20 protein-coding genes are annotated in these 26,541 nt (G+C 71.8%); 8 read left to right on the top strand and 12 right to left on the bottom strand.

All coding sequences use genetic code 11. The annotated features are described in order from the left end of the window. Nucleotides 1-441: 441 nt before the first annotated feature. The 5 genes from typA to OHT61_RS20930 all read right to left on the bottom strand — a co-directional run bounded on the left by typA (nt 442) and on the right by OHT61_RS20930 (nt 7,722). The gene (typA, locus tag OHT61_RS20950; RefSeq protein ID WP_327115071.1) at nt 442-2,316 is read right to left on the bottom strand and encodes a translational GTPase TypA; all 1,875 of its coding nucleotides are present in this window, start codon (nt 2,314-2,316) and stop codon (nt 442-444) included. 334 nt (nt 2,317-2,650) lie between these two features. Continuing rightward, a complete protein-coding gene (locus OHT61_RS20945) occupies nt 2,651-4,942 on the bottom strand; it encodes an ABC transporter family substrate-binding protein (protein ID WP_329040333.1) in 2,292 nt (763 codons plus the stop codon). A gap of 188 nt (nt 4,943-5,130) precedes the next feature. Then, nucleotides 5,131-5,682: an isochorismatase family protein gene (locus tag OHT61_RS20940; RefSeq protein ID WP_329040331.1), complete on the bottom strand. Its 552-nt coding sequence runs from the start codon at nt 5,680-5,682 to the stop codon at nt 5,131-5,133. Between the two features lie 85 nt (nt 5,683-5,767). Next, nucleotides 5,768-7,237 (bottom strand): MFS transporter, encoded by a 1,470-nt coding sequence (locus tag OHT61_RS20935; RefSeq protein ID WP_329040329.1) that lies wholly within the window; start codon nt 7,235-7,237, stop codon nt 5,768-5,770. Beyond that, complete coding sequence (locus OHT61_RS20930; protein WP_329040328.1) at nt 7,234-7,722, bottom strand: MarR family winged helix-turn-helix transcriptional regulator; 489 nt, start codon at nt 7,720-7,722, stop codon at nt 7,234-7,236. The genes OHT61_RS20935 and OHT61_RS20930 overlap by 4 nt, the downstream gene beginning before the upstream one ends. A gap of 188 nt (nt 7,723-7,910) precedes the next feature. Here OHT61_RS20930 and OHT61_RS20925 point away from each other — a divergent pair, with 188 nt between their 5' ends. Next, nucleotides 7,911-9,947, top strand: coding sequence for a TPM domain-containing protein (locus OHT61_RS20925; RefSeq protein ID WP_329043346.1), 2,037 nt, complete (start codon nt 7,911-7,913; stop codon nt 9,945-9,947). A 48-nt stretch (nt 9,948-9,995) separates the two neighbouring features. Continuing rightward, nucleotides 9,996-10,709 (top strand): PspA/IM30 family protein, encoded by a 714-nt coding sequence (locus tag OHT61_RS20920; protein WP_329040327.1) that lies wholly within the window; start codon nt 9,996-9,998, stop codon nt 10,707-10,709. A gap of 103 nt (nt 10,710-10,812) precedes the next feature. On the opposite strand, the gene OHT61_RS20915 is transcribed toward OHT61_RS20920, so the two are convergent. The 6 genes from OHT61_RS20915 to OHT61_RS20890 form a co-directional block, all read right to left on the bottom strand. Continuing rightward, nucleotides 10,813-13,401 carry a SpoIIE family protein phosphatase gene (locus OHT61_RS20915; RefSeq protein WP_329043344.1) on the bottom strand — a complete coding sequence of 863 codons (2,589 nt, stop codon included), beginning with the start codon at nt 13,399-13,401 and terminating at the stop codon, nt 10,813-10,815. A 193-nt stretch (nt 13,402-13,594) separates the two neighbouring features. Beyond that, nucleotides 13,595-14,032 (bottom strand): ATP-binding protein, encoded by a 438-nt coding sequence (locus OHT61_RS20910; RefSeq protein ID WP_329040326.1) that lies wholly within the window; start codon nt 14,030-14,032, stop codon nt 13,595-13,597. A 381-nt stretch (nt 14,033-14,413) separates the two neighbouring features. Further along, entirely contained in the window at nt 14,414-14,818 is a 405-nt protein-coding gene (locus tag OHT61_RS20905; RefSeq protein WP_329040325.1) for a (deoxy)nucleoside triphosphate pyrophosphohydrolase, read from the bottom strand. Between the two features lie 31 nt (nt 14,819-14,849). Beyond that, nucleotides 14,850-15,032, bottom strand: a complete 183-nt coding sequence (locus tag OHT61_RS20900; RefSeq protein ID WP_329040324.1) for an SPOR domain-containing protein — start codon at nt 15,030-15,032, stop codon at nt 14,850-14,852. A 197-nt stretch (nt 15,033-15,229) separates the two neighbouring features. Beyond that, nucleotides 15,230-16,957: a purine-cytosine permease family protein gene (locus tag OHT61_RS20895; RefSeq protein WP_329040323.1), complete on the bottom strand. Its 1,728-nt coding sequence runs from the start codon at nt 16,955-16,957 to the stop codon at nt 15,230-15,232. Between the two features lie 182 nt (nt 16,958-17,139). Continuing rightward, on the bottom strand, nt 17,140-17,892 hold the full coding sequence (locus tag OHT61_RS20890; RefSeq protein WP_329040322.1) for a GntR family transcriptional regulator: 753 nt from the start codon (nt 17,890-17,892) through the stop codon (nt 17,140-17,142). Between the two features lie 262 nt (nt 17,893-18,154). Here OHT61_RS20890 and OHT61_RS20885 point away from each other — a divergent pair, with 262 nt between their 5' ends. Together OHT61_RS20885 and OHT61_RS20880 are read left to right on the top strand one after the other, a co-directional pair. Beyond that, nucleotides 18,155-19,510, top strand: coding sequence for a glycoside hydrolase family 18 protein (locus OHT61_RS20885; protein ID WP_329040321.1), 1,356 nt, complete (start codon nt 18,155-18,157; stop codon nt 19,508-19,510). A 101-nt stretch (nt 19,511-19,611) separates the two neighbouring features. Then, on the top strand, nt 19,612-20,727 hold the full coding sequence (locus OHT61_RS20880; RefSeq protein ID WP_329040319.1) for a threonine synthase: 1,116 nt from the start codon (nt 19,612-19,614) through the stop codon (nt 20,725-20,727). Nucleotides 20,728-20,733: 6 nt separating this feature from the next. On the opposite strand, the gene OHT61_RS20875 is transcribed toward OHT61_RS20880, so the two are convergent. Beyond that, on the bottom strand, nt 20,734-21,216 hold the full coding sequence (locus tag OHT61_RS20875) for a cupin domain-containing protein (RefSeq protein WP_329040317.1): 483 nt from the start codon (nt 21,214-21,216) through the stop codon (nt 20,734-20,736). A 376-nt stretch (nt 21,217-21,592) separates the two neighbouring features. Here OHT61_RS20875 and OHT61_RS20870 point away from each other — a divergent pair, with 376 nt between their 5' ends. The 4 genes from OHT61_RS20870 to OHT61_RS20855 all read left to right on the top strand — a co-directional run bounded on the left by OHT61_RS20870 (nt 21,593) and on the right by OHT61_RS20855 (nt 26,482). Continuing rightward, on the top strand, nt 21,593-24,007 hold the full coding sequence (locus tag OHT61_RS20870; RefSeq protein ID WP_329040315.1) for a glycoside hydrolase domain-containing protein: 2,415 nt from the start codon (nt 21,593-21,595) through the stop codon (nt 24,005-24,007). Nucleotides 24,008-24,027: 20 nt separating this feature from the next. Beyond that, a complete protein-coding gene (locus tag OHT61_RS20865) occupies nt 24,028-24,465 on the top strand; it encodes a hypothetical protein (protein ID WP_329040313.1) in 438 nt (145 codons plus the stop codon). After that, nucleotides 24,449-25,135 carry a hypothetical protein gene (locus OHT61_RS20860; protein WP_329040312.1) on the top strand — a complete coding sequence of 229 codons (687 nt, stop codon included), beginning with the start codon at nt 24,449-24,451 and terminating at the stop codon, nt 25,133-25,135. Before OHT61_RS20865 ends, OHT61_RS20860 begins: the two co-directional genes overlap by 17 nt. A gap of 147 nt (nt 25,136-25,282) precedes the next feature. Continuing rightward, on the top strand, nt 25,283-26,482 hold the full coding sequence (locus tag OHT61_RS20855) for a hypothetical protein (RefSeq protein WP_329040311.1): 1,200 nt from the start codon (nt 25,283-25,285) through the stop codon (nt 26,480-26,482). Nucleotides 26,483-26,541 lie beyond the last annotated feature (59 nt).

The raw sequence follows: 26,541 nt of genomic DNA, 5'->3' as shown, positions 1-26,541 counted from the left end.
TTTCCTCCTCATGAGTCCACTTTTGACTACAAGAGGGGCACTGTAGAGATCCACCGACACCCCTGACGGCGATCGTTTGCAGTGCCCCGAGTGTGCTCGTGAGTCCGCACTCCCCACAGTGCGCCGACCCATTGACCCGAGCTCAATGGAGCCAACTATTAAGTAACACCGGGCTGTAAACCACACTTAAAGGGTCTCGGTTTGACAACATCGAGAAGCCATGGTTGCCCGAAATCCGGACAAAGTGATCCCAGACAGACACCCCCGAAACGGACCGTTAACACATGTTCCGGAGAGCGACGCACGATATCCGGACACCTCGGTCACGAAATCCGGTTGACGAAAGGCCTGGGCCCCCACAGTGTCTGCGGGGGCCCAGGCCTCATGTCAACGGGTCGTAGGGGCCGTTCTCAGGCCCCTGCCGACCCCTCCGGCTCCGGGTCAGCCGTTCTTGGCGCGCGAGGCCGTACGGCCTCGCTGCTTCTGGTCCAGGACGACCTTGCGGATGCGGACGGTCTCCGGGGTCACCTCGATGCACTCGTCGTCGCGGCAGAACTCCAGGGACTGCTCCAGCGAGAGCTTGCGGGCCGGCACCACGTTCTCCGTGGTGTCGGCGGAAGCCGCACGCATGTTGGTGAGCTTCTTCTCCTTGGTGATGTTCACGTCCATGTCGTCGGAGCGCGAGTTCTCACCGATGATCATGCCCTCGTAGACCTCGGTGCCGGCCTCGGTGAAGATGACACCGCGCTCCTGGAGGTTGACCATCGCGAACGGCGTCACGACGCCGGAACGGTCGGCCACCAGCGAGCCGTTGTGACGCGTGCGCAGCTCCCCGAACCACGGCTCGTGGCCCTCGAACAGGGAGTGCGCGATGCCGGTGCCGCGGGTCTGGGTCAGGAACTCCGTACGGAAGCCGATGAGGCCGCGGGAGGGGACGATCCACTCCATGCGGACCCAGCCCGAACCGTGGTTCGTCATCGTCTCCATGCGGCCCTTGCGGGTCGCCATGAGCTGCGTGATCGCGCCGAGGTGCTCCTCGGGCGAGTCGATCGTCATGCGCTCGATCGGCTCGTGCGTCTTGCCGTCGACCTGCTTCGTGACGACCTCGGGCTTGCCCACGGTCAGTTCGAAGCCCTCGCGGCGCATCTGCTCGACCAGGATGGCCAGCGCGAGCTCACCGCGGCCCTGGACCTCCCAGGCGTCGGGGCGCTCGGTGTCCAGGACGCGGAGCGAGACGTTACCGATCAGCTCGCGGTCGAGGCGGTCCTTGATCTGACGCGCGGTGACCTTGTGGCCCTTGCCGCCCTTGCCGACGAGCGGCGAGGTGTTGGCGCCGATGGTCATCGAGATGGCCGGCTCGTCGACCGTGATCAGCGGCAGCGCGATCGGGTTCTCGGTGTCGGCCAGGGTCTCGCCGATCATGATGTCCGGGATACCGGCGATGGCGCAGATGTCGCCCGGGCCGGCCTTCTCGGCGGGCTTGCGGGTGAGCGCCTCGGTCATCAGCAGCTCGGTGATGCGGACGTTGGACATCGAGCCGTCGCGCTTGATCCACGTGACGGTCTGGCCCTTGCGCAGCTCGCCCTGCTCGACACGGCAGAGCGCGATACGGCCGAGGAAGTTGTCGGCGTCCAGGTTGGTGACGTGGGCCTGGAGCGGCGCGTCCTCGTCGTACTCGGGGGCCGGGACCGTGGAGAGGATGGTCGAGAAGAACGGCTCCAGGCTGTCGCTGTCGGCCGGGACGGTGCCGTCCTCCGGCTTGGTCAGCGAGGCGACGCCGTCACGGGCGCAGGCGTAGACGATCGGGAACTCGATCTGGTTCTCGTCGGCGTCCAGGTCCAGGAAGAGGTCGTACGTCTCGTCGATGACCTCGGCGATGCGCGAGTCCGGGCGGTCCGTCTTGTTGATGCAGAGGATGACCGGCAGCTTGGCCGTCAGCGCCTTGCGCAGGACGAAGCGGGTCTGGGGCAGCGGGCCCTCGGAGGCGTCGACGAGCAGGACGACCGCGTCCACCATCGACAGGCCGCGCTCGACCTCGCCACCGAAGTCGGCGTGGCCGGGGGTGTCGATGATGTTGATGGTGATGACGTCGCCGCCATCCTTCGGGTGGTACTTCACGGCCGTGTTCTTGGCCAGGATCGTGATGCCCTTCTCACGCTCCAGGTCGTTCGAGTCCATCATGCGTTCGTCGAGGTTCTCGGCGGCGTGCGCGGCGAAGGCGCCCGCCTGCTTGAGCATGGCGTCGACCAGCGTGGTCTTGCCGTGGTCGACGTGGGCGACGATGGCTACGTTACGGATGTCGTGGCGCGTGGGCATGGGTGGCTTGCGCTTCTCTCGGATCGTGGGATCAGGCGTCTCAGTCGGTCTCGAGTCCTCGTACGCCCGCCGGGCGGCACGCCACGGCTAGTCCAATGGTACGGGCCCGAGGGGTCCGGGGCTTCCCGGCCCGATCAGCGGGACGGTCCTGCGGCCGTGATTCAGCCGATATTCAGCCGGTATTACGTCAACATCCGGCCGATGTCCGGCGGGACGGCAAGGGGTGTGAGAAGACGAACGACCCGGGTCTGGGCGAACACGACCTTGCCCGCCGGGGACACCGGCGGGCAAGGGATTTGAGCTGATCCTGAGCTTGCGCTAAGGCTTTGACCTGCTACTTCTTACGATTCGCGGGGGAACCTGCCGCTTCTCGCGCGGTGAACCCGATGTCCTCGTAGCGGGGCGAGGAGAAGCCGAAGGCGCCGATGTTGGCGAGCTTCTTGTCGACGGCGACCAGCTGTGGCCTCTGATACAGCGGAATCGATCCCGCAGCTGCCCAGATCCGGGCGTCGGCCTGCCTGAGCAGATCCCTCGACTTCTTGGCGTCGAGCTCCGAGGCCGCCCGGTCGAACAACTGGTCGATGTGGTCCGAGCCGACCCGGGTGTAGTTCTGCTCCACGAGCAGCGAGCCGTCCGTCGCGGGCTCCGGCTTGGCGAAGATCGGGCGCCCGTCGGTGGCCGGGTAGGCGGTGGCGGGCCACGAGTACAGCGCCATGTCGTAGTCGCCCGAGGCGATGTGGTCCTTGAAGTAGCTGTCGTCGGAGACCTTGGTGACCGTCGTTCCGATGCCGATCGAGTCGAGCATCTCGACGATCTTCTCCCCGACGGTGCGCAGCGACTGCGAGCCGGGGCCCGACGGGAGGACGAAGCGCAGCGTCAGCGGCTTGCCGTCCTTGCCGAGGCGGCCCTTCACCGAGGCGGGGGCCGGCGCGGCGGTACCCGCCGGGGCGTAGGCGCCGGCCGGGCCGCCGGGCTGCCGGTCCTGCGCCGTGACCTCGACATCGCCCGCCCGGCGGCTGCCCGGCTTGTCGTCACCGACGATGTACGTGCCCTCCTCGCGCGAGGCCTTGTCGTCCTTCTCCGCCTCGTCGGCCTTGCCTGCCTTCTTCTCCTCGTCGGCCTTCTTCTCCTCGTCGGCCTTCTTCCCGGTCTTGTCCTCGCCCTCCGCCTTCTTGTCCTTCTCCCCCGCGGCGGCGTCCTCGGCGGCCTTCTTCTTCTCGGCCTCGCTGCCCGCCTTGGTGTCCTCGGTCCTGCGGACGGCACCGGCGGTGGTGAATCCGGCGTCGGCCAGCAGTGCCTGGGCCTCCTTGGTGTCCCGGTCGCCGAGCGCGCCGCTGCCGTCCTTGTAGGCGGGCTGCCCGGCCAGGGCCAGGTGGCTGCCCGGCGGCTTGGCGGGGAGGCCGAGCGGCTTCAGCACGGTGTCGGCGAGTTCCTGCCGGTCCAGCGTGCGGGCGATCGCCCGGCGCACCCGGTCGTCGGCCAGCGGCCCGGACTCGCCGTTCAGGGCGAGCTGCGTGTACGCGGGCTCCAGGGACTTGCGCACGGCGAAGGAACGCAGCGACTTCTGCTCGGCGGCGTACACGGCGACGGCCTGCCGGCTCTTCTCGCGGGCGGCCTGCGCGGTCTCGGCGGCCTTCTCGTCCGAGCCGTGGGCCAGCGCCCAGGACCGCAGGGCGGAGGCGGGGGTGACGTCGGCGCCGGGCCCGTGGGCGGGCGGCTGCCCGTTGCCGCCGCGGTAGCGTGCCGCGCGGGCGATGCTGTCGGCCGTCGCCGTGTCGATGTCGGCGACCTGGACCGTGCCCTGGGTCAGTGCCTTGCTCCGGTCCCCGGGGGCGACGGCCCGGAAGACCAGCGACTCCAGCTTGGCCTCGTTGCCCCACCAGCGCGGGTTCCGGTCGAGCACGACCGTCCCCTTCGCCTTGCTGACGCTGCGCAGCCGAAACGGTCCTGCGGTGTTCTTGATGGTGGTCCTGGCCCCGTCGTTGAAGGCCGCGGGGGTCGCGGTGACCTCCTTCGGGTACAGCGGCGAGAAGAGGGAGCGCCAGTCCCCGTACGGCTTGGAGAACGTCACCCGGACCTGCAGGTCGTCCTTGCCGCGCTCGATCTTCTCGATCCGCTCGTATCCCGCGTTGCGCGCGGTCCAGAACGCCGAGTCCTTACCGCTCAGCGCGCGCCACTGGGCGACGAAGTCCGGGGCGCCGATCTCGCGGCCGTCGCTCCACACCGCCTGCTGGTTGAGCTTGTACAGGACGACCTGCTTGGGCTCCTGCTCGATGACCTTCGCCGATTCGAGGTAGTCCGGGTTGAGCCGGGGCTCCCCCCGCTCGTCCATCGGGAAGAGGCTGGGCAGCAGGGCGCCGGTGATCCGCGTGGTCGCGCCGTCGGCGTCGGCCTGGAAGGCGTTGAGGGTGGCCGGGACCGCGTCGATCGCCCAGGTGAGCGTCGACCCCTCCGTCACCCGCTCCCGGGCGGCCGGGGCGATGTCCTGCGGGACGGCCACCCGGGAGGGGCTCTCGCTGTCCGAGCTGCAGCCCGCCAGCACCGGGATCGTGAGCACACCTGTCGCCAGGAGCGCGACCGAGCGGCGCTTTCGGGCCGTCCCGCGCGGGACGCCGACGTGGGCCATGGCTGATACCTCCGGGGCCGGCCCGGTCCATCTCGTCGCCGAATGGACCGGATGATGCGTTCTGGTGGCATTTGCAGTTGATCAGACTGGTTCGCTGATCCACTGAACGCACCCGCACCCGGCAGCGGGGGCAGACACGGCCGCGGGGGCCGCACACATCACCCGTGCGGCCCCTGCCGTGCCTCGGTTCAGCCCAGCAGCGCGGTGATCGCGGCGGTGGTGCCGGTCTCCCCGAGCCTGGGGAAGATCTTCTCGACGCTGTTGCGGTGGGCGTCGGCGTCCATGTCGGTGACCGCGTCCGTGGCGACGGTGACGTGGTAGCCCAGCTCGTGCGCCGCGCGGGCGGTGGACTCGACGCCGATGCTCGTGGCGATGCCGGTCAGCACGACCTGCGTGATGCCGCGGCGGCGCAGTTCGAGGTCGAGCGCGGTGCCGTGGAAGGCGCCCCACTGCTGCTTGGTGACGACGATGTCGGACTCCCGCTGCCCGATCCCGGGCACGAGGTCGGCCCAGTCCGCGGCGGGCTGCCCGGACCGGGCGGGGCCCTCGGTGCGGCCGGGCGCGCCACCGGTCACGCGGACGAGGAAGACCGGGAGGCCCTTGGCGCGGAAGGCCTCGGCGAGGGCAGCGGAGTTGGCGACGACCTCGTCCGCGGAGTGGGCGGTCGGCAGTCCGACGATGCCCTTCTGCAGGTCGACGACGACGAGGGCGGTACGGGGGTCGAGGACGGTGGCGGTCATGTGCGTACTCCTTGGGGCGGTGCCGGCCGGCCGCGCGGGCGCGGCCGGGTGGGGGGCGAGCGCGGGGGCGCTCGGGTCGGTGGGGTCAGGTGCGGGCGCGCAGGGCGCGGTCGGTCAGGGTCAGGACGGTCAGCAGGACCGCGAGGACGACGGCCACGCCCGCCATGAGGTGCAGCCCGGCGTCGCTCGCCGCGTCGGCGTAGGCGAGGGCGATCAGGCTCGACGCGGTGATGGCGCCGATGTACTGGGCGGTTCGCTGGAGGCCGGCCGCGGCTCCGATGCTCTCGGGCGGCGCGTACGCCTGCACGGCCGCCTGGTTGCTCGTGCCGATGAGCCCCTGGGGTGCGCCGAAACACGCCCCGGCGAGCAGCAGCACGGCCAGCGGGGTGTCGTGCGACAGGAACGCCAGGACGGCGGCGCCGGCGGTGAGCAGGACGCAGGCGACGGTCAGCGGGGCGCGCAGCCCCTTGGTGCGGGCGCCCAGCAATGAGCAGACGAGCGCGGCCAGGGACATGGGCAGCATGAGCAGCCCGGTGTGCCCCGGGGAGAAGCCGCGGGCCTCCTCCAGCCACTGCGTGTAGCCGTACATCACGCAGTAGATCAGCAGGTAGCCGAGGCCGTGACGGACGTAGGTGCGCAGCAGGGGGCCGTTCCCGGCGAGCATGCGCATGTCGATGAACGGCTGCGTGGCCCGCAGCTGCCACCGGACCAGCACGGCGGTCAGTACGGCCGACGGCGCGAGGAGCCACCACCGCGGGTGCGCCAGGTCGAGCAGGAAGAAGACCAGGACGGTCAGCGCCCCGGAGAACAGGCAGATGCCCAGCGGGTCCAGCGACGGCCTGGGCGCTCCGGCCCGGTCGCGCGGCGGGTCCGCCGGGATGCACAGGAGTGCGGCACTGAGCGCGAGCAGCGCGATCGGCACGTTGACGGCGAAGATGCCGCGCCAGCCCACGAACGTCACCAGCAGTCCGCCGAGCGCGGGGCCGACCGCCGCGCTGCCCAGCGCGGCGAAGGAGAGCCGCGCGAGCACGGGGCGCGGGGTGGGACGGCCGAGCCGCCGCGACTCGTCGCGCAGGACCGCCATGGCGGCCGGGTAGGCGGCCGAGGTGCCGACCCCGAGCAGCAGGCGGGAGACGAGCAGCGTGCCGAAGTCGGGGGCGAGTGCTCCGACCAGGCCGGACGCGATCACGACCACGAGGCCGGCCAGGAAGACGCGGCGCGGACCCAGGGTGTCGGCGAGCTTCCCGAGCACCGGCTGGGCGACGGCGCTGGCGAGGTAGAGGACCGAGATGAGCCACGCGGTGTCGGCGGCCCCGATCCCGAAGGAGTGCCCGATGGCCACCAGGGCGGTGGAGATCATGGTGGTGTTCAGCGGGTTGAGCAGGGAGCCCATCAGCAGGGGCGCGGTGAGGCGGGTGCTGAACCCGGGGGCGGGCGGGGGCGCCGGTGTCGGTGCCTCCCGCGGACCGGTCGTGCCGGTCGCCGGTGACGGTGCCTCCCGCGGCGGACCGGTCGTCGCACCGCCGGGGCTCCGGCCGCCGGCGTACCGGGTCATTCGTCGACCAGACGGCCGATGAGCTCGACGGCCTCGGCGAGCGTGCGGCGCTCGGCCCCGTCCAGTTCACCGGCGATCGCTTCGGCCAGCCAGCTCCGCTTCGCGGCGCGCACGCCGGCCAGGGTGGTGCTGCCGGCCTCGGTGACCGACACGACCGATTTGCGGCCGTCGGCGAGGTCGGGGGCGCGTGTCACGAGACCCCGGCTCTCCAGCGCGCCCAGCGTCAGCCGCATCGACTGGGGCCGCACGAGTTCGGCGCGGGCCAGCGACGCGGTGGTGGCGGGACCGCCGTCCTGGAGCCTGGCCAGGACCGAGCGCTGGGAGGGGGTCAGCAGACTGTCCGCCGACGAGCCGCGCAGCCGCCGCAGCAGCCTGCTCACGACGGCGGCGAGATCGTCCGCCACGCGTTCGGCACCGGGCGCCTCGCCGGGGCCGGAGTCGGGCCCGGGGTCGGAGGGCAGGGGGGTGGCGGAGCTGCTGGACATACCTTCACCATAAAGATGGACAGGCCATCTTGCAAGGCGGCCTGTCTATTTTCGGGTACGCCGGGTCGCGGGTCGCAACGGGCGGACATAGCCTCCCAAATGTGACGCCGCCTGTGAGCCGTACCGGGACGTCCCGGCCTCCGACACCCGGCAGGGCCCTTCTCGCCGTCCTGACCGCGGTGATCGGGATGGTCCTGGCGGGTTCGCCCGCCGCCGTGGCCGACGCCCCCGTCCCGCTGTCGCGCGAAGGGCAGATCACCGACAGGGTGGGGGCGCTGGGCGACCAGGGGCCCCAGGTCGAGGGCACGCTCGACCGCCTGTACGCGGCCCGGCGCATCCAGCTCTTCGTCGTGTACGTACGCGACTTCTCCGGCCGGGCCCCGCAGACCTGGGCCGACGAGACCGCGAACCGCAACGGGCTGGGCCAGGACGACGTGCTGCTGGCGGTGGCCACGCACGACCGGCAGTACGCCTACTCCGTCGACCAGGGGTCCCGGCTCACCGACGCCCAGCTCGCCGACGTCGCCACCACCGCGATCGAGCCCGCCCTCCGGGAGAACGACTGGGCCGGCGCCGCGATCGGCGCCGCCGACGGCTACGCCGCGGTACTCGCAGGTGAGCCCGTCCCCACCCCCGCGATCACACCGGGCCCCGCGGATCCCAGCGGCGCCGACGACGAGGGCGCCTCCGTCAACCTCATCGTGCCCGTGGCGGTGCTCGTCGCCGCGGTCGTGGTCGCCGCCTTCGTCTTCACCCGCCGCAAGCGGCGTACGGCGACCCGGACGACCCCGGCGCCCGGCGGCTGGGGCAGCGGGGCCGGGCCCGGGGGCGAGCCCCGGGCCGCGCTGCCGGAACTCGACGCCCGGGCGAAGGCCGACCTGGTGGACACCGACGACGCCGTGCGCACGAGCCAGGAGGAACTCGGCTTCGCCACCGCCCAGTTCGGCGAGGAGGCGGCAGCCCCCTTCGCGGAGGCGGTCCGGCGTGCGCGGACCGAGCTCACCGCGGCGTTCCGGCTCCGGCAGCAGCTCGACGACGCGTTCCCCGAGGACGACGAGACCCGGCGCGGCATGCTCGACGAGATCATCAGCCGCTGCGCGGACGCCAACGGCCGCCTGGACGCCGTGGCCGAGGACTTCGACCGGCTGCGCGCACTCGAACAGACCGCCCCGCAGGCCGTGGACTCCGCCGAGGCCGCCTTCCGAGAGCTCAAGGACCGCGTCACCGCCGCGGAGACGGCCGTCGGGGCGCTGCGCGAGCGCTACGCGGAGTCGGCGACGGCGCCCGCGGCCCAGGACGTCGAACGGGCGAAGGACCGGCTGGTCTTCACCACCTCCAGCCTGACCCGGGCGCGCCAGGCCGTGGACTCCGGCAACAACGCGGAGGCCGCCGTCTACGTCCGTGCCGCCGAGGGGGCGATCCAGCAGGTCTCCACGCTCGTGGACGGGGTGGACCGGCGCGGTGGGGAACTGGCCGCGGCGGCGAGCGGCCTGCCGGGCGCGCTCACCGAGATGGAGACGGACCTGGCGGACGCCAGGGGGCTGCTCGGGGGAACCGCGGAGGATGTGCCGACCGCGGACCTCCAGGGCCGGATCGCCCGCGCCGATGCGGTGCACGCCGACGTGCGGGGTGCGCTCGGCTCGGGGCCCTACGACCCCGTCGACGCGCTGCGCCGGGTCGAGGAGGCGGACGCCGCGCTGGACGAGGCGCTCGCCGGTGCCCGCGAGCAGGAGCACGGGGACCGCCGGGCGCGTTCGCTGCTCGACCAGTCCCTGCTCACCGCGCGGGCGTCGATCGGCGCCGCCGCGGACTACGTCACCACCAACCGCGGCGCGGTCGGCAGTCAGGCCCGCACCCGGCTCGCGGAGGCGCAGCGCCGGTGGGAGCGGGCCGGGGAACTGTCGGAGGCCGGCGACCCGCAGGGCGCCCTGGCCCAGGCGCAGCAGGCGGACGCGCTGGCCACGCAGGCGCGGAGCCTGGCCGAGCAGGACGTGCGCGCGTATCGCGACCGCAGCGGTCCGGGAGGCATGCGCGGGGGCGGCGGGACGGGCGGCGCGGTCCTGGGCGGGATCATCCTCGGCGGCCTGCTGGGCGGCGGCGGCCGGGGCGGCGGGTTCGGCGGGGGCTTCGGCGGCGGGCTCGGCGGGGGCGGGTTCGGCGGCGGGCCGGGCAGCTTCGGCGGCGGGGGGACCCGGGGACGGCGCGGCGGCGGAGGCCGCTTCTGACGGCGGGTCCGGCCCGGCGTTCCACGATGTCGTACTAGGAGAGGTGCCATGACCAAGCAGACCGTCCTCGGCCGCGTCACCCAGCTGGCCCGGGCCAACATCAACGCTCTGATCGACCAGGCCGAGGATCCGCAGAAGATGCTCGACCAGCTGATCCGCGACTACACCGCCAACATCGCGGAGGCCGAGCAGGCGGTGGCCGCCACCATCGGCAACCTCCGGCTGATGGAGGAGGACCACCGGGAGGACGTCGACGCGGCCCGGGAATGGGGCCAGAAGGCCCTGGCGGCCAGCCGGAAGGCGGACGAGCTGCGGGCCGCGGCGGCGGGCGCGGAGGCCGACACGTTCGACAACCTGGCCAAGGTGGCGCTGGGCCGGCAGCTGCAGTCGGAGCAGGAGGCCAAGACGGCCGCCCCGACGATCGCCTCGCAGACGGTCGTCGTGGAGAAGCTGAAGACCGGCCTCGACCAGATGAGGGAGAAGCTGACCCGGCTGAAGTCCAAGCGCGACGAACTGGTCGCGCGGGACGCGTCGGCGCGGGCCCAGAACCGGATGATGGACGCGGTCAAGAGCATCGACGTCATGGACCCGACGAGCGAGCTCGGCCGCTTCGAGGACAAGGTGCGGCGCGAGGAGGCGAGGGCGGTGGGCAAGCAGGAGCTGGCCGCGTCGTCCCTCGACGCGCAGTTCGAGCAGCTCGACAGCGTCGGCGACAGCGCGGAGATCGAGGCCCGCCTCGCCGCCCTCAAGTCCGCGTCGTGAAGGACGGCCCGGCCGGGGGCGGGTGCCCGCTCCGTGCGGGTGCCCGGCCTCCGGCGCCGGGCCGCGAAGCCCCCGCGCGGGGGCCTTCCCGGGCGTACGCGGGTCAGTACATGCTCAGCAGCTGGTCCACCGAGAGTTCCGGGGACGGCTCCCCGTCCGGCAGTGCCAGCTCGAACCACACCGTCTTGCCGCGCGGGGTGCGCCGCGATCCCCAGGCCGCGCTGAGCAGTCCGACCAGTTGCAGACCGCGGCCGCCCTCGTCGGTGTCGCGTGCCCGCCGGCGCCGCGGCTGGACCAGCCCCGCGTCCCACACCTCGCAGACGAGGGTGCGGTCCCGCAGCAGCCTCAGCCGTATCTCGCCCTCGCCGTAACGCAGGGCGTTGGTGACGAGTTCGCTGACGAGCAGTTCGGTGGTGTCCACCAGGTCGTCGAGGCCCCAGGCGCCGAGCTGTCCCCGCGCCAGCTCACGGGCCCGGCCGACGGAGCGCGGTTCGCGCGGCAGCCGCCAGTCGCCCACCGCGTCCGCCTCCAGCCCCTGGATACGCGCCATCAGCAAGGCGATGTCGTCCTCGCCGTGCCGGGTGTGCAGGGTCGTCAGCACGTGGTCGCAGACGTCCTCCAACTGCTGCGACGGATCGGCGAGCGCCTGCCGGAAGGCCTGCAGGCCCTCGTCGAGGGGATGGTCCCGGGACTCCACGAGCCCGTCGGTGTAGAGGGCGAGGAGGGAGCCCTCCTGCAGCTCGATCTCCACCTCCTCGAAGGGCTCGCCGCCGACGCCCAGGGGCATGCCGGGCGGCACCTCCAGCAGCTGGGGCGGCTCACCGGGCTCGGCCACCACGGGCGGCAGGTGGCCGGCGTTGGCGAAGGTGCACCGCCGGGTGACCGGGTCGTACACCGCGTACACGCACGTCGCCAGATACACCTCGGAGAGGTCGGCCTCGCGGGACTTGTGGGCCACGCGCGAGGGCCACTGAGCCCCGCCGCCCGCGCCGAAGCCGTCGCTCCGCTCGCCACCTCCGGGGGTGCCCAGGCCGCGCGCGACCTCGTCCAGGGCGGAGAGGACCTCGGCGGGCTCCAGGTCCAGGAGGGCCAGGGTGCGTACGGCGGTGCGCAGTTCGCCCATGGCGACGGCCGCCCGCAGTCCGCGGCCCATCACGTCGCCGACGACCAGGGCCGTGCGGTGGCCGGGGAGCTCGATCACGTCGAACCAGTCGCCGCCGACCTCGGTGGCGGTGTTGCCGGGGAGGTACCGGCAGGCGATGTCGAGACCGGCCGCCTCGGGGTCACCGGGCGGGAGCAGGCTGCGCTGGAGGATCAGCGCCCGCTCGTGCTCCCGGCGGTAGAGGCGGGCGTTGTCGATGCACACGGCGGCGCGGGCGGCGAGCTCCGTGGCCAGGGCCCGGTCCCGCTCGCCGAAGGGCTCGCTGCCCTTGGTGCGGGAGAACTGTACGAGGCCGACGACCACGTCGTGCGCGACCATCGGCACCGCGAGGGTGGACTGGACGAATCCGCGGTCGTCCCCGGGCACCGCCTCGACGCGGCTGGTGCGCAGGGCGACGGCGCAGGGGGACTGGAACGGGAAGCGGTGGACCGAACCGAGCGCGGGCTCCCCGCCGCCCGCCCCGGAGGCCGCGCCGGCTTCCGGCCCGGGTGCGTCCGCCGTGCCGGGGAGGACGCCGGACACGTCGGCGACCGCGCTGGCGTGGGCGACCCGGCGCAGTTCGGCCGAGCCGGTACCGGACTCCTGGTGCCCGCCCCAGCTGGAGGGCGAGGCCTCCTCCCCGGTGAGCAGTCCCTGGTACAGGTCGACGGAGGCGATGTCGCAGAAACCGGGCACGGCGACGTCGAGCAGTTCCCTGGCGGTGGTCTCCAGGTCCAGGGAGTTGCCGATGCGCGCGCTGGCCTCGTTGAGCAGGGCGAGATTGCGGCGCGCGCTCGCGGCCTCGCGCGCGGCGATGTGCCGCTGCGTGACGTCGGTGGCGAGCCCGGCGACGCCGATGGGGCGCCCGGATCCGCTGTGCACCCGGTAGAGGTTCATGGACCAGTGGCGCCGGCCGATGCCGCCGGGAGGGACGCCGACGAGCTGCAGATCGGTGACGGCGTCGCCCGTCTCCAGGACGCGCCGCAGCGTGCCGGAGAGCCGTTCCGCCTCGGGCCTGGCCAGGTAGTCGTCCACGGTGCGTCCGCGGTGGTCGTCCGCCTCGCCCCCGAAGACCGTGGCGAAGCGCTTGTTGGCCCGTACGACCGTGAAATCGGTACCGAAGAGGACGAAACCGAAGGGAGATTGGCCGAATATCGCCTGTGAGGCCGCGAGGTCCGTCTCGATGCGGCGCAGCGCGCGGACGTCCACCACGATGCAGAGCGCGGCCCGCTCCCCCGCCCCGGTGAGGCTGGGCATGACGTAGATCTCGGCGAGGCCGCTCGCCCCGTTCTCGCCCGGCATACGGAACGGGACCAGGCCCGTCCACTCCTTGCCGTCGAGGATCTCGCCGACCCGCCTGTGGGCGTCGGGGCGCAGCTCGGCGGGCATGAAGGCCTCGACCGGGTCTCTGCCCACGACCTCGTCGGAGGCCATGCCGAACAGACCGGCGGCCCGCCGGCTCCACTGCTCGATCAACCCGTCCGCCCCGATGGAGAAGGAGGCGACCCTGATGTATTCGTAGATCGAGCCAGGCGGGCTGCTCTGCCACACGACGTCGCCCGCTGTCCCAGGTATCTCGCTCACGCGACCGTCCCCTCCAGCTCACACACCGGACCGGTCCTGCCCGCAGTATTCAGCACTACGGGCCCCACCGGCACGGCGTTCACGATCACAGCACGGTCTCAGTCCCTTTCAGCCAGGTCCTGCCCGACCTCCGGTGATCGCTGTGCGTCCCTCCCCACTCCTAACCAGGCAGAGGGAGCTCGAACCACACCGTCTTGCCGCTCTTTCCGCGCCGGGTCCCCCAGCGGCGTGCGGAACAAGCCACGAGCTGCAGTCCGCGCCCGCTCTCGTCCTCGGGTCCGGCCGTGCGTTCGGTGGGCGCATCCGGAACCGGATCGGAGACTTCGACCAGCAGACCCCGCCCGTCGTCGCGTGCGCCGGCACCGTCACCGCTGGGGTGCGGCCGCACGAGCCGGACGCCGATGGGGCCCGACGCGTGGCGCAGCGAATTGGTCACCAGCTCACTGACGAGCAGGACGGCGATGTCCCCCAGACCGCCGTTGTACCCCCACTGGTGCAGTGCGTCACGGACCGCGTGCCTGGCGGTGCGCACGGAGCCCGGCGCCGCCGGAAAGCTCCACTCGGCACGGTCGCCGTCGGGGTCGGTCACGCCGATCACTTCCCAGGGTCGACAGCGGGGGCACCCACCCTCAGGGGTCCAATCGGCACATACCCGATATACGGCGCACTTTATCGCGCGGACGATCGGGTGGGGGCGTACGGGTGTACGCGCCCCGCACGAGGAGAAGGCCCGCGGTGCCGCCTGCGGACGGGGCGCGGTGTCGTCGGCGGACCATGGCGGGGAAAGGCGGCGCGCGGCGCGGGCTGCGCGGAGGTGTCCGGCGAGCGGGGCACGCGGAGCGATGTCGCGGGAGCCGGGGCGGGGGCAGACGTGCGGACCGCGCGGAATGTGCCGGCGGGCACGAAGGCCGGACCCTGGTCGTGGCCGTGCTCGCCGGCAGACGTGCGGACCGCGCGGAATGTGCCGGCGGGGCCTCCGTCAGGCGCCCGGGGTCCCGCGCAGGCGGCGTACGGCCTCGGCCACCGCGGGGCGGTCCTGGTCCAGCCAGTCGACGGTGTCCGCCTCTCCCGCGTCGAGCCAGCGCAGTTCGTCGTGGTCCTCCAGGGGCCTGGGCTCACCCGAGACCAGCCGGACCATCCACACGCGCAGCACGTAGCCCGGGTTCAGCGGCCACTCCCCCGGGATGCGCTCCAGCGGCTGCGCCTCCACGCCGAGCTCCTCGCGGAGTTCGCGCACGAGCGCCTGCTCACCGCTCTCGCCCGGCTCCAGCTTGCCGCCCGGAAGCTCCCAGCGGCCGGCGAGCTCGGGCGGGGCGCTGCGCCGGGCGGCCAGGAGCCGCCCTCCGTCACAGACGGCCCCTGCGACCACCACGGAATCACTCATGTGCCGGAGCGTAACCGGTGGCTCCCGCCCGCTACGGTCGTGCGGTCCGGCCGGTGCGCTCCACCCAGTAGAGCTGCTTGTGCCCGTGACGGTCCAGGCCGTCGGCGATCTTCTGTGCCTCGTCCTGCGTCGCATAGCGGCCGACGCGATACCTGTTGCCGTTGTCGTCCTGTCTGATCACCAGCCAGGGGAGCACGGCACCGCTGTCGGTCATGCCGTTCCTCCCCAGCATCTCGCCCCTCTCCCCACCGGCGTGCACGCTTCTAAGGATCCCCAGGAAACCGCAGTACGCATATGCCCGAGCGTACGCCTGACCTTCACTCAGCGGATGCGAGTTCGCACAAAGAGACACCTATCCGGCCAACACCGGTGGGGGCGCACTCCGTTGAATGCGCCCCCGCTTCCGTCGGGTCAGCCCGCCGGGGTGCCCGGCGTGCGCACCGTGGGCATCGGCAGCACCACCCGGCCGGCGGGCTCCTTGCGGCAGACGTCACCGCACTCCGCGTCCAGCGAGCAGCACAGGGAGCAGACGGGGCCCGACCGGACCGGGCAGTCGGCGATGTCCGGCAGTTCGTAGCCGGTCTCGCACTCCGCGCAGGTGTGCGTGGCGGTGATGTCGGCGACCTCGGCGCCGGGGCCGTTCACGGGGTTCGGCCGCGCCAGGTAGTACTTCCCCTTCGTGAGCCAGGCGATCAACGGGCACAGGACGAGGGAGAGTCCGGCCGCGATGAAGGTGGAGAACGCCTCGGCGTACCGGCCGAACAGCCCGAAGAAGGCGAGGATCGAGACGGTCGAGGCGATCACCATCGCCCCGAAGCCCGCCGGGTTGACCGCGTGGAGGTAGGCGCGCTTGAACTCGATGTAGCGGGGACTCAGCCCGACGCGCTTGTTGATGACCAGGTCGGCGGCGACGGCCGCGATCCAGGCGATGCCCACGTTGGAGTAGAAGCCCAGCAGCTTGTTCAGGGCCGCGAACATGTTCATCTCCATCAGCGTCAGCGCGATGGCGAGGTTGAGGAAGATGTACCAGACCCGGCCCGGGTGCCTGTGCGTGATCCGGGAGAAGAAGTTCGACCAGGACAGGGAGCCGCTGTAGGCGTTGGTGACGTTGATCTTGATCTGGGACACGATCACGAACACGGCCGCCGCGGGGAGCGCGAAGGAGCCGAGCCACGGCTTCAGCGCCTCGATCTGCGGGGCGATCGGTTCCAGGGCGTGGGTCCTGCCGACCGCCTCCAGCGCCACGAAGGCCAGGAAGGCGCCGCCGAGCTGCTTCGCGGCCCCGATGACGACCCATCCGGGGCCCGCGGCGAGCACCGCGAGGTTCCACCGCCGCCTGTTGGCCTCCGTCCTGGCCGGCATGAAGCGCAGGTAGTCCGCCTGTTCGCCGATCTGGGCGATGAGCGAGAGCGCGACACCCGTGCCCAGTCCGAAGGCGATCCAGGAGAACCCCGGCCCGGCGCCCTCCGTGCCTCCGAAGGAGCTGAACGCCCCCCAGGCGTCCGGGGCCTCGAAGGCCAGCACCACGAACGGCAGTACCAGGCCGATGATCCACACCGGCTGCGTCCACGCCTGCACCTTGGCCAGCGCGCCCATGCCCCGGAAGACGATGGGGATCACGATCAGCGTCGTGATCAGGTATCCGGCCTCGACGGGCAGCCCCACCGCCTGGTGCATGGCCTGCGCCATGATCGAGCCTTCGAGCGCGAAGAAGATGAAGGTGAAGGACGCGTAGATCAGCGAGGTCAGGGTCGAGCCGAAGTAGCCGAAGCCGGCACCACGGGTGACCAGGTCCATGTCCAGCCCGTACGTCGCACAGGCGCGGGCGATCGGGATGCCGGTGAGGAAGATGATCACCGCGGCGGCCAGGATCGAGGCGAGCCCGCTGGTGAATCCGTACGTGAAGACGATCGACGCGCCGATCGCGAAGTCGGCGAGGTACGCGATCCCGCCGAGGGCCGTCCCGGCGACCATGGAGGGAGACCAGCGCCTGAAGGAGTGCGGCGCGTAGCGCAGGGAGTAGTCCTCGCGGCTCTCGTCGGCCGCGAGCCTGGCGTAGCTGCGCCGCGGCGCGTGGGGGCCGTCCGGCGGGGCCGGTTGTGACGCCTCGCCCGTGGGGGGCGTTGCGATGTCCGTCATCGGTGACTTCCCGTTCGTCGGTCCGGTGTGCGGGTGACGAACGGGAAGGTAGGAGCCGGACATGACAAGTCGTCACGGCGAGGCGTTGCCCGCCGGTTAAGAGCGGCGCGGGTGCGTTAACTCCGCATCACGGGCGGCGGACAGCGCGTCGCTCCCAGCGGTCATCACAGCCGCCCCACCGGTCACTTGACCGGCAGATGGTAGGCGATCCGGTAGCGGTCGGCGGGCACCACGACGTCGGCGGTCTCCACCGCCAGGCCCGAGGCGTAGTACGTCCGCCCGATGACCATCACCACATGGCCGGGCACCCCGCCGAGCGTCAGGAGCTCCTCCGCGAGGCCGGGGCGGGCGCCGACCTCCTCGGCGACGTTGTCCACGACGACGTCGATGGCCGCCATCCGGTCGACGACACCGCAGCCGCCCAACGGCCCCTCCTCCGGCAGCATCACCGGCGTACGCCCCGTGACGGCGAGGGGTTCCCAGGAGGTGGACAGCATCACCGGCTCGCCCGCCTCCCGGAAGACGTACCTCGTGCGCATCACGCGGTCACCCTGCTCGATCCCGAGGCGCTCGGCGACCTCGGGGCTCGCCTCCTCCTGCTCGCTGCGGGACTCCCAGGTTCCCCGCGCTCCTTCCGCCGTCTGTTCCTGACGGAACGGACTCGCCCCCGGCCCGTGGCGGTAGCCGGAGCGCGCGATCCGTCGCGGCACGGGCCGCTCGCGCACGTAGGTCCCCGAGCCCGACCGGCCCTCGACCAGCCCCTCGGCCATCAGCACCTTGCGCGCCTCCAGCGCAACGGTGTCCGAGACCCCGTACTCCTCGCGGATGCGGGCCTGCGACGGCAGGCGGGTATGGGGCGGCAGCGCGCCGTTGACGATCTTCTCCCTGAGATCGCTCGCCACGCGCAGATAGGCGGGCTGCTCACCGAAAGGCACAGGCCACTCCCAACAGGTTGACAGACAGCAACAGCGTCGCAACCGTGGGTTGAGAACCGCAAGCACGGGCCAGAGTTTCACCCGAAGTGATGATTCGACGCCGACCAGCGCATACCCGGACCGGACACGTCCGGACCCTTGACCGTTTTTGGTCCAGACCAATACCTTCCTGTGCACAGCACGGCTCCCGCTGCCCTCGGGCACCGGAACACCCGGGCCCGCGCCCGGATCCCATCCCGGCCCACGCACAGGAACGAGCCCCATGCGTCGAAGAACCCTGACCGGACTGACCACCGCGGCCTGCGCCCTCACCCTGCTCGCCGGCCTCGCCCCGGCGGCGACCGCCGAAGGCCGAGGCCACGACCGCGGCGCGGGCCACCACGACCCCGCGTACCGCAGCGTCGGCTACTTCACCCAATGGGGGGTCTACGGGCGCGACTTCCAGGTCAAGGACCTGGACACCAGCGGCGCCGCGGCCCGGCTCACCCACATCAACTACGCCTTCGGCAACGTCAGCCCCGAAGGCACCTGCTTCACCGGCAACGTGCCCGGCGAGGCCGACGCCTGGGCGGACTACGCCCGGCCGCTCGACGACGCCGGGTCGGTGGACGGCGTCGGCGACACCGGGGACCAGCCGCTCGCGGGCAACTTCAACCAGCTCCGCGAACTCAAGGCCGCCCACCCCGGCCTCAAGGTGATGATCTCGCTCGGCGGCTGGAGCTGGTCCACCCACTTCTCGGATGCCGCGCGCACCCCGGCCTCCCGCAAGGCGCTCGTCTCGTCGTGCATCGACCTGTACATCAAGGGCAACCTGCCCGTGGACGGAACGCGCGGGGGTCAGGGCGCCGCCGCGGGCCTCTTCGACGGCATCGACCTCGACTGGGAGTGGCCCGGCTCGGCCGGCGACACGGACACGGTCTACCGCCCCGAGGACAAGCGGAACTTCACCGCCCTGGTGCACGAGTTCCGCACGCAGCTCGACGCCTACGCCAGGAGCGGCCGCGAGCGGAAGGGCAAGCCGAAGCACTACGAGCTCTCCGCCTTCGTCCCCACCGCGCCCGCCAAGATCGACGCCGGCTTCGACGTGCCGCGCATCATGCGGGACTTCGACTTCGTCAACCTCCAGGGTTACGACTTCCACGTCTCCGGCGAGGCGACGACGGCACAGCAGTCCGCCCTCCGCGCCAGGGGCGATTTCAGCGTCGACCAGACGGTCCGTGACTGGCTCCGGCGCGGCGCCCCGGCCCGCAAACTCGTGATGGGCATGCCGTTCTACGGGCAGGGCTGGACCGGTGTCACGGGTGGCGGCGACGGCCTCGGCCAGCCCGCCGCCGGACCCGCGCCCGCCACCTGGGCCGCCGGTTACGAGGACTACAAGGCCCTGAAGAAACTGGCCGAATCCGGCGCGTACAAGGTGCACCGGGACGTCAGGAACGGCCACGCCTGGCTGTTCGACGGCACGACCCTGTGGACCTACGACGACCCGCAGGTGCTGCGCGCCAAGACCTCGTACATCCGCGAGCGCGGGCTCGGCGGCGCGATGTTCTGGTCGCTGGACGGGGACACCGACGACGGCGAGCTGATGGCCGCGGTCGCCCGCGGCCTGGGACGCCGCTGACGGACACGACGGGGTGGGGAGCGCGCGGGACGGCCGTCCCGCGCGCTCCCCACCACGCGCCGGACTGGATCACGGGTGGCGCGCGGCCTTAGATTCGCCCCATGGCCGACCTCCGCATGCCCACGGCGACGTACATCTGCCCGCAGGACGGGACGCGGGCCGGTGCCGCGTCTACGGCGTGGTGCTGCCCGGTCTGCCGGGGTCCCTGGGATCTGGACACCGGTCCGCGGGCCCCGGTGGCGCTCGGCGCGCTGGCCGGGCGCGTCAACTCGCTGTGGCGCTACGCGGAGGCCCTCCCGCTCGACGGCGCGGCCGTCTCCCTCGGCGAGGGCCGTACCCCGCTCGTCCCCCTGACCGGACACGTCTCGGCCAAGCTCGACTTCCTCATGCCGACGCTCTCCTTCAAGGACCGCGGCGCCGTGATGCTCGCCGAACTGGCCCGCAGGCTCTCCCCGGACCGGGTCGTCGCGGACAGCAGCGGCAACGCGGGCACGGCCGTCGCCGCCTACTGCGCCCGGGCGGGCCTGCCCTGCACCGTCTACGTCCCCGAGGGGACCTCCCCGAAGAAGACCGAGCAGATCCGGGCCCACGGCGCCCGCCTGGAGACCGTGCCCGGCGGCCGTGAGGCGACCGCGGCCGCCGCCCGTGCCGCCGCGGACGTGCCCGGCACCTTCTACGCCTCGCACGTCTTCAACCCGTACTTCCTGCACGGCACCAAGACGTACGTCTACGAGATCTGGGAGGAGCTCGGCGGGACCCTGCCGGACGCCATCGCCGTGCCCGTGGGCAACGGCACCCTGCTGCTGGGCGCGGCGCTCGCCACCTCGGAACTCCTCGCCCAGGGCCTGATCGACCGCCGCCCGGCCCTGATCGCCGTACAGGCCGAGGCGGTGTCCCCGCTGGCCGCCGCCTTCCACGCCGGGGCCGAGGATCTGCCGGACACCGCCGCGCCGGTCCTGGCGACGCTCGCCGAGGGGATCGCCATCCCGCGCCCGCCCCGTGCCCGGCAGATCCTCGCGGCCGTCCGGGAGTCCGGGGGCACCTTCCTGACGGTGACGGAGGATCAGGTCCGGGCGGCACAACGGGACCTGGCGGCCCGGGGCTTCTTCGTGGAGACCACCGGGGTGGCGTGCTGGGCGGCCGTGGGGGGCGAGACGGGCCGGAGCGTCGTCGTCCCGCTCTGCGGGGCCGGTCTGAAGACGGGCCTCGCGCCCTGAACGGACTCAGTCCGTCCAGTAGGTGTCGTGCTTGATGAAGAACTCCGCCCGCTGCTTCTCCGGCCAGTCCGAGACCTGCCCCACCTTCTCGAAGTACTCCTCGCGGGGCGCTCCGGGCGTGAAGAGCAGCAGCATGGACGCGGGCTCGTCGGAGTCGTTGCGGAAGGCGTGCAGGCCGCCTTGGGGGACGTACAGGAAGTCGCCCTCCCCGGTGTCGGTCCAGCGTTCGCCGTCGAAGATCCGGACCGTCCCGCCGAGGATGTAGAAGGACTCCGAGATCGACCGGTGGAAGTGTGTGGCGGGGCCGCCCGCCCGGGGGCCCATGGTGATCCGGTAGAGCCCGAACTCGCCGTGCGTCGAGCCGGTGGTGGCCAGGTAGTCGGTGCTGCCGCCGCTGCGGGTCAGCAGGTTCGGGGCGGTGTCCGCCGGTCGGTACACCGCGGTGATCTCGCCCTCGCCGCCGGCGTAGACGGGTTCCGGATACGACATGCCGCTCTCCTGTCCTGGTGCCGCCCGCCCCACGCGTCCCGCCTCCGCGTTCCCGCGGGTCCGCGGGAACGACGGGACACGGCCGACGTTCCGTGACCGGCGTGCGACACCGCGTGCTGGGGGCATCGGACGTCCCTGCCACCACGGTACGACGGTCCCGCCGTCCGGGCCGTCGCGGCGAGGCGACGGCCCGCGGAGGGGAAGCGGGCCGTAGAGGGCGAGCGGGCCGGGGAGAGGGAACGGTCCGCGGAGAGGGAACGGAGACTTCCGCTGCGTAGCGTCCGCGGCAGAGCAGCATGTCCTCGGCGCTGTACCGCGACGTCGTCGTGGCACACGCCGGGCCAGGTGCCGCCCCTTGCCGAGAAAGGGATCGACATTGGACGAGAAGGTCCTCGACGCCCAGACGTGGGTCAACGCGACCTACGGAGGCGTCTCCGGATACGTACGGTGCCCAGAGGACGGCCGCACAGGCTGGTCCACCATGAACGCCCTCGTGATGGGCCTCCAGCACGAACTGGGCATCAGCCCGGTGGTCGCCAGCTTCGGCCCGACCACGATGTCCAGGCTCCAGGCCCTGGGCGACATCGGCTTCGGCTGGGACAAGAACACCAACATCGTCCGCATCATCCAGCACGGCCTGTTCTGCAAGGGCTACTGGGGGGCCAACGGCTACGGCGGCTACGGCGCCGTCACGACCGAGGCCGTCAAGAACCTCCTCACCGACATGGGCCTGCCCGACGGGGGCACCGGCACCGCCGGCGGCGTCACGACACCGAAGATCTTCAAGTGCATCCTGAACATGGACGCGTACACGAAGGTCAGCGGCGGTACGGACGACATCCGCTCGATCCAGCGCTGGCTCAACGGCAGTTACTGGACCAGGGACGCCTACACCATCGGCCCCTGCGACGGGATCTACTCCCGTGACGTGCAGAAGTCCATGATGATCGCCATCCAGTACGAGCTCGGGATCGCCGCCCCGAACGGGAACTTCGGCCCGGCCACCCAGGCCGGGCTGCAGACCAAGAACCTCGGTGAGGGCAGTTCGGGCCTGTGGGTCCAGCTGTTCTCCGCCGCCTGCGTCTTCAACTCCCCCGTCCCGACCGGCACGAGTGAGACCGGCACCCCCACCACGTGGCGCAGCAGCTACGACTCCAAGCTCCGCGAGTGGGTCGAGATATTCCAGAGGTTCTCGAAACTGGACGTCAACGGGCGTTCGGACTACCGGACATGGGCGCAGCTCCTGGTCTCCATGGGTGACCCCGACCGCCCCGCCACCGGCTCCGACACCCGCTTCGAGATCACCGCCTCCCGCGCCCAGTGGCTGCGCAACAACGGCTACGCGGTCGTGGGCCGCTACATCTACGACCCGCCGGGCTCGACCCTGGACAAGGAGATCAAGCCGGGCGAGCTGAACACGATGTTCAGCAACGGGCTGAAGGTCTTCCCGATCTACCAGGACAACGCCCGGCAGCTCTCCGACTTCACCTACAGCCAGGGCTACCAGCACGCGCTCAACGCCCACAGCCTGGCCTCCGGTTACGGCTTCAACCGCGGGACCGTCATCTACTTCGCGGTGGACTACGACGCCACCCGCGACGAGATCGACGCGGCGATCGTGCCGTACTTCCACGGAGTGGCCGCCGGCCTGGCCTACAACGGCAGGCGCTACGTGCACGGCGTGTACGGCTCGCGGAACGTGTGCACCGTCGTCAGCCGGCAGACCGGGGCCCGCTACTCGTTCGTCTCGGGCATGTCATGGGGCTTCTCCGGCAACCTCGGCTTCCCGATCCCCGCGAACTGGTCGTTCAACCAGATCAAGGAGTTCAAGGTCACCAACGGGTCGGACACCTTCGACCTCGACCGTGACGTGGTCTCCGGCATCGACCCCGGCCAGAGCAGCGTGAACAAGCCGTCGGGCCCGGCGGACGGCTTCATCGACTACGTCCAGCGCCTGTACGACCACGCCGTGGCCTACCCGGGCGAGGGCGACCCGAACCAGCTGGTCATGGAGTACATCCGGCACAAGGCGTACGGCGGCGGCGACTGGGACTTCCTGATCGGGTCGTACAACTCGGAGTTCGTCGACTACGCCAACGGAAAAGGCATGTCGGTGATGACCGACTTCACCGACCCGTACACGGCGTACGAACTCGGCGCCGAGCACCTCATGGCGTCCGCCAACGGGCACTTCGTCTCCTGGATGCCGTCCAACCCGCGTTCGGTGAACGCGGGCGACGTCGCGGGCTGGGGCGGCGACCTGCTGACCCTCTACGTCGACTGGCGCCGGGCCTCGGACCAGTACCCCGACGGCCGCAACTTCGTGCAGCTGAAGATGGCCAAGGTCGGGGTCGCGTCCAGCTTCGGCTACAACGACCTGATCGAGGACGCGGATGCCTGGCTGCTGGCCAAGGCGGTCCGTGACGGGAAGACGATCGTCCAGGCCGTCCGCGACCTCTACAACGGGGGCGGCGGCCTGACACGCTTCAGCCGCTACTGGAGCGGGCGCTTCAGCGGCAACGCGGAGGACGCCAAGTTCCTCGCCCACAACATCCTCACCGCGGCCGACGACGCGAAGGTCATCGCCGCCCAGATCGGGCTCGTCACCGTACGGGGCGGGATCAAGACGCTGCCCGCGATGCTCGGGTACGACGACCTGGAGCCCTTCGAGCAGGGCTTCGTCGACGTGATGCTGGCCCGCACGGGAACCGAACGGCGCCTGCGTGCCACCTATGAAGCGAACCACGAGAAGTACCTGAAGGCCGCCAGGAGCCGCGCGGCCCGCGAATGAACGAAGGGACCACCCCGTAAGTGAACGCCGTCTCGGCACTGGCCGCCATCGCACTCCCCCCACTCGTCCTGGCGGTGTTCGTGCTGAGTGTCTGGAAAACCGCGCGCGGACTGTCCGCACGCCGTTGGGAACGCCCCGGTTGGTGGGTGTTCCCGGCGGTGGTGCTGACCGGGCTCGGCTGCGTCGTCTGGTTCGTCGGGGTCTTCTCCGGCGGTCTCGACGTCCGGGAGGCCTGCGCCTCCCGGGGAGCGGGCTACGACGACGCCTACCGGTCGGAGTCCTGGCGCGAGCCGTCCCGGTGGTTCCCCCTGCACAACAGGTGCAACGCCGGATTCGACCTGGTCCCCGCCTGGGTCAACCCCACTCTCGTCGCCATCGCGCTGCTGCTCGTCGGCTGTGCCGCGGGTGCTGTCGCGACGGCGGTCATCGGAAGGAAGAAGAGTGAGAAACAAGATTGACCGACGCGGTGTGCTCCTCGCGGGCGCCGCGATAGGGGCCACCACGGCCCTGGCCGGCCTGCCCGGCACCGCGTACGCCGCCCCGGCCGTCCCGTCGGCCGCCGGCGCTCCCACCGGCCGGCGCTGGGCGGGTGCGAAGTCCGCGAACGGCTGGCCCGTCCTCGACGAGGCGGAGCTCTTCACGATCGAGGGCTCCGGCCGGTCCGTGCGTCTCGCGGGGGGTGACGCGGCGGTGATCCTGCTGCACGTGGCCCGCCGCTTCCACTACGAGATCGACCAGCTCCGCGAGGACGACGTCACGGGCCACCGGACGGCGCGCACCGTGGCCGAGGACTACGAGTCCAACTACCTGTCGGGCACCGCCCTGGCGATCCGTCCGCTCGCCTACCCGGCAGGCGTCAAGGGCGGCCTCTACCCGCACGAACTCGTCGTGGTGCGGGACATCCTCGCCGAGCTGGACGGTGCGGTCGTCTGGGGTGGCGAGGTCGCCGCCCCGAAGGAGTCCCACTTCGAGCTCGCGCACAAGCCGGGCCACCCGAAGGTGAAGGGCGTGGCCCGTACGATCCGCGGCTGGCAGGCGGGCCCCGGCGACGCGGGCGCGGGCACCGTCGACGCCTTCGACCCGAAACGCCGCACCAGGGCCGAGGCGTTCGCCCGCAGGGCGGCGTAACCGCATGCGGTCCGCGCGGGCGGCGGGGCTCCCCCGCCGCCCGCGCGGACCAAGGGGGTGCGGGTGCGGCCTGGTTCCCTTCCGATGCGCACCGGAAGGCCGCAGGCAACGTGCCGGGTTGTCAGTGCCCCCTGCTTCCATGACGAAATGAGCACTGTGCACGAGACCGCCGCCCTCCTCCCGGCCCCCGACGAACTCCGTCTCCATCTGCGCGCGCTGGCCGTTCTGGACGCCGCTCTCGGCGACGATCCGGCCTTCTGCTGCTACACCTTCGACGCCGCATGGGGCCCCGGCGAGGAGGCGGCCCTGATGGACAACGGCTCGGGGGACGACTTCTCCGTCCACTTCACCACGGACGGTGTGCTCATACGCGGCTTCGACCACGAGTCGCAGATGAGCCCGTACGGGTCGGACGACGAGGAGGTCTGGCCCGGAGTGATCGACGAGGTGCCGGCCGCGTTGCGCCCGCTCCTGGACGATCCCGCCTTTCGCGAGGAGGGCGGCTCCGGCGTCCCTCGTGTCACCGCCTGTCTGTGGCGGGAGACCGACGACACGGCCTGGCGCACCGGTTCGGGCATCGACTTCCCGCCCGGCAGCGAGGACCCGGACGGCTCCGGTTACCTCTTCCATCTCCTGACGGACCGCTCCCCCGAGGCCGTCCAGGCGTACTTCGAGGACTACTACGAGCGTCCCGTCCCCCTCGATGCCGTCCGCCACGTCCTCGCCGGGCATCCCCTCACCCCTGCGATCAGCGCGGCCCTCGACCCGGCCGCCCTCTCGGACGACGCCCTGCTCCGCAGGATCGCGGCGCACCCCGAGGCCTCCTCCTACCTGGCCTGCGGCGGTGCGTTCGACCTCGCCCGCACCGACCCGATCGAGCAGATAGCCCTGCCCAACGGCCTTCGGGTGGAGCCCGTGGCCGGATGCAACGCGGGAGGCACCCATTACCTCTGCGGCCCGGCGTTCCCCGGCCACCCGCGCCCGGTCCTCTACACCGACTCCGAGGGCCGGGCCGCGCTGATCGCCGAGTCACTGGCCGAGGCCCTGACCCTCGTCATCGTCCTCCCGTCCTGGCAGGAGGCCCTGGCCGGCTCCCGTCCCCCGGCCCTCGGCTCCGACTACCTGGAGGACAACCCGGACCACCCAGCCCTGCGCGACCGCCTCCTCACCGCCCTGGGGCTTCCTGCGGCCGGCGACCAGGACGTGCTGAAGCGTCTCCTCACGACGGCCGCCCGCACCCTCCCCGACGGCTTCCTCCCGCACGTGCCCGGCGAGGAGGACTGTTCCTTCCAGCCGATGCCCGATGTCCCGGATGCGCGGCTCCCGGGCGCTGTCGCCGCTGCGTGAGTCCGCCGGATGATCAACGGCGCAGCGCCCCCCTCGCAGGGCCTGCACTCGCTAGGGTT

This window comes from Streptomyces sp. NBC_00178 (assembly GCF_036206005.1).
Taxonomy (GTDB): domain Bacteria; phylum Actinomycetota; class Actinomycetes; order Streptomycetales; family Streptomycetaceae; genus Streptomyces.
Note: the sequence above shows the minus strand (reverse complement) of the source record. Positions and strands in the feature narration are given on the sequence as shown.

What these genes read in the sequence shown, in the direction of transcription:
- typA (WP_327115071.1), bottom strand. Translation starts at nt 2,316, where the DNA reads ATGCCCACGCGCCACGACATCCGTAACGTAGCCATCGTCGCCCACGTC.
- OHT61_RS20945 (WP_329040333.1), bottom strand. Translation starts at nt 4,942, where the DNA reads ATGGCCCACGTCGGCGTCCCGCGCGGGACGGCCCGAAAGCGCCGCTCG.
- OHT61_RS20940 (WP_329040331.1), bottom strand. Translation starts at nt 5,682, where the DNA reads ATGACCGCCACCGTCCTCGACCCCCGTACCGCCCTCGTCGTCGTCGAC.
- OHT61_RS20935 (WP_329040329.1), bottom strand. Translation starts at nt 7,237, where the DNA reads ATGACCCGGTACGCCGGCGGCCGGAGCCCCGGCGGTGCGACGACCGGT.
- OHT61_RS20930 (WP_329040328.1), bottom strand. Translation starts at nt 7,722, where the DNA reads ATGTCCAGCAGCTCCGCCACCCCCCTGCCCTCCGACCCCGGGCCCGAC.
- OHT61_RS20925 (WP_329043346.1), top strand. Translation starts at nt 7,911, where the DNA reads ATGGTCCTGGCGGGTTCGCCCGCCGCCGTGGCCGACGCCCCCGTCCCG.
- OHT61_RS20920 (WP_329040327.1), top strand. Translation starts at nt 9,996, where the DNA reads ATGACCAAGCAGACCGTCCTCGGCCGCGTCACCCAGCTGGCCCGGGCC.
- OHT61_RS20905 (WP_329040325.1), bottom strand. Translation starts at nt 14,818, where the DNA reads ATGAGTGATTCCGTGGTGGTCGCAGGGGCCGTCTGTGACGGAGGGCGG.
- OHT61_RS20900 (WP_329040324.1), bottom strand. Translation starts at nt 15,032, where the DNA reads ATGACCGACAGCGGTGCCGTGCTCCCCTGGCTGGTGATCAGACAGGAC.
- OHT61_RS20895 (WP_329040323.1), bottom strand. Translation starts at nt 16,957, where the DNA reads ATGACGGACATCGCAACGCCCCCCACGGGCGAGGCGTCACAACCGGCC.
- OHT61_RS20885 (WP_329040321.1), top strand. Translation starts at nt 18,155, where the DNA reads ATGCGTCGAAGAACCCTGACCGGACTGACCACCGCGGCCTGCGCCCTC.
- OHT61_RS20880 (WP_329040319.1), top strand. Translation starts at nt 19,612, where the DNA reads ATGGCCGACCTCCGCATGCCCACGGCGACGTACATCTGCCCGCAGGAC.
- OHT61_RS20875 (WP_329040317.1), bottom strand. Translation starts at nt 21,216, where the DNA reads ATGTCGTATCCGGAACCCGTCTACGCCGGCGGCGAGGGCGAGATCACC.
- OHT61_RS20855 (WP_329040311.1), top strand. Translation starts at nt 25,283, where the DNA reads ATGAGCACTGTGCACGAGACCGCCGCCCTCCTCCCGGCCCCCGACGAA.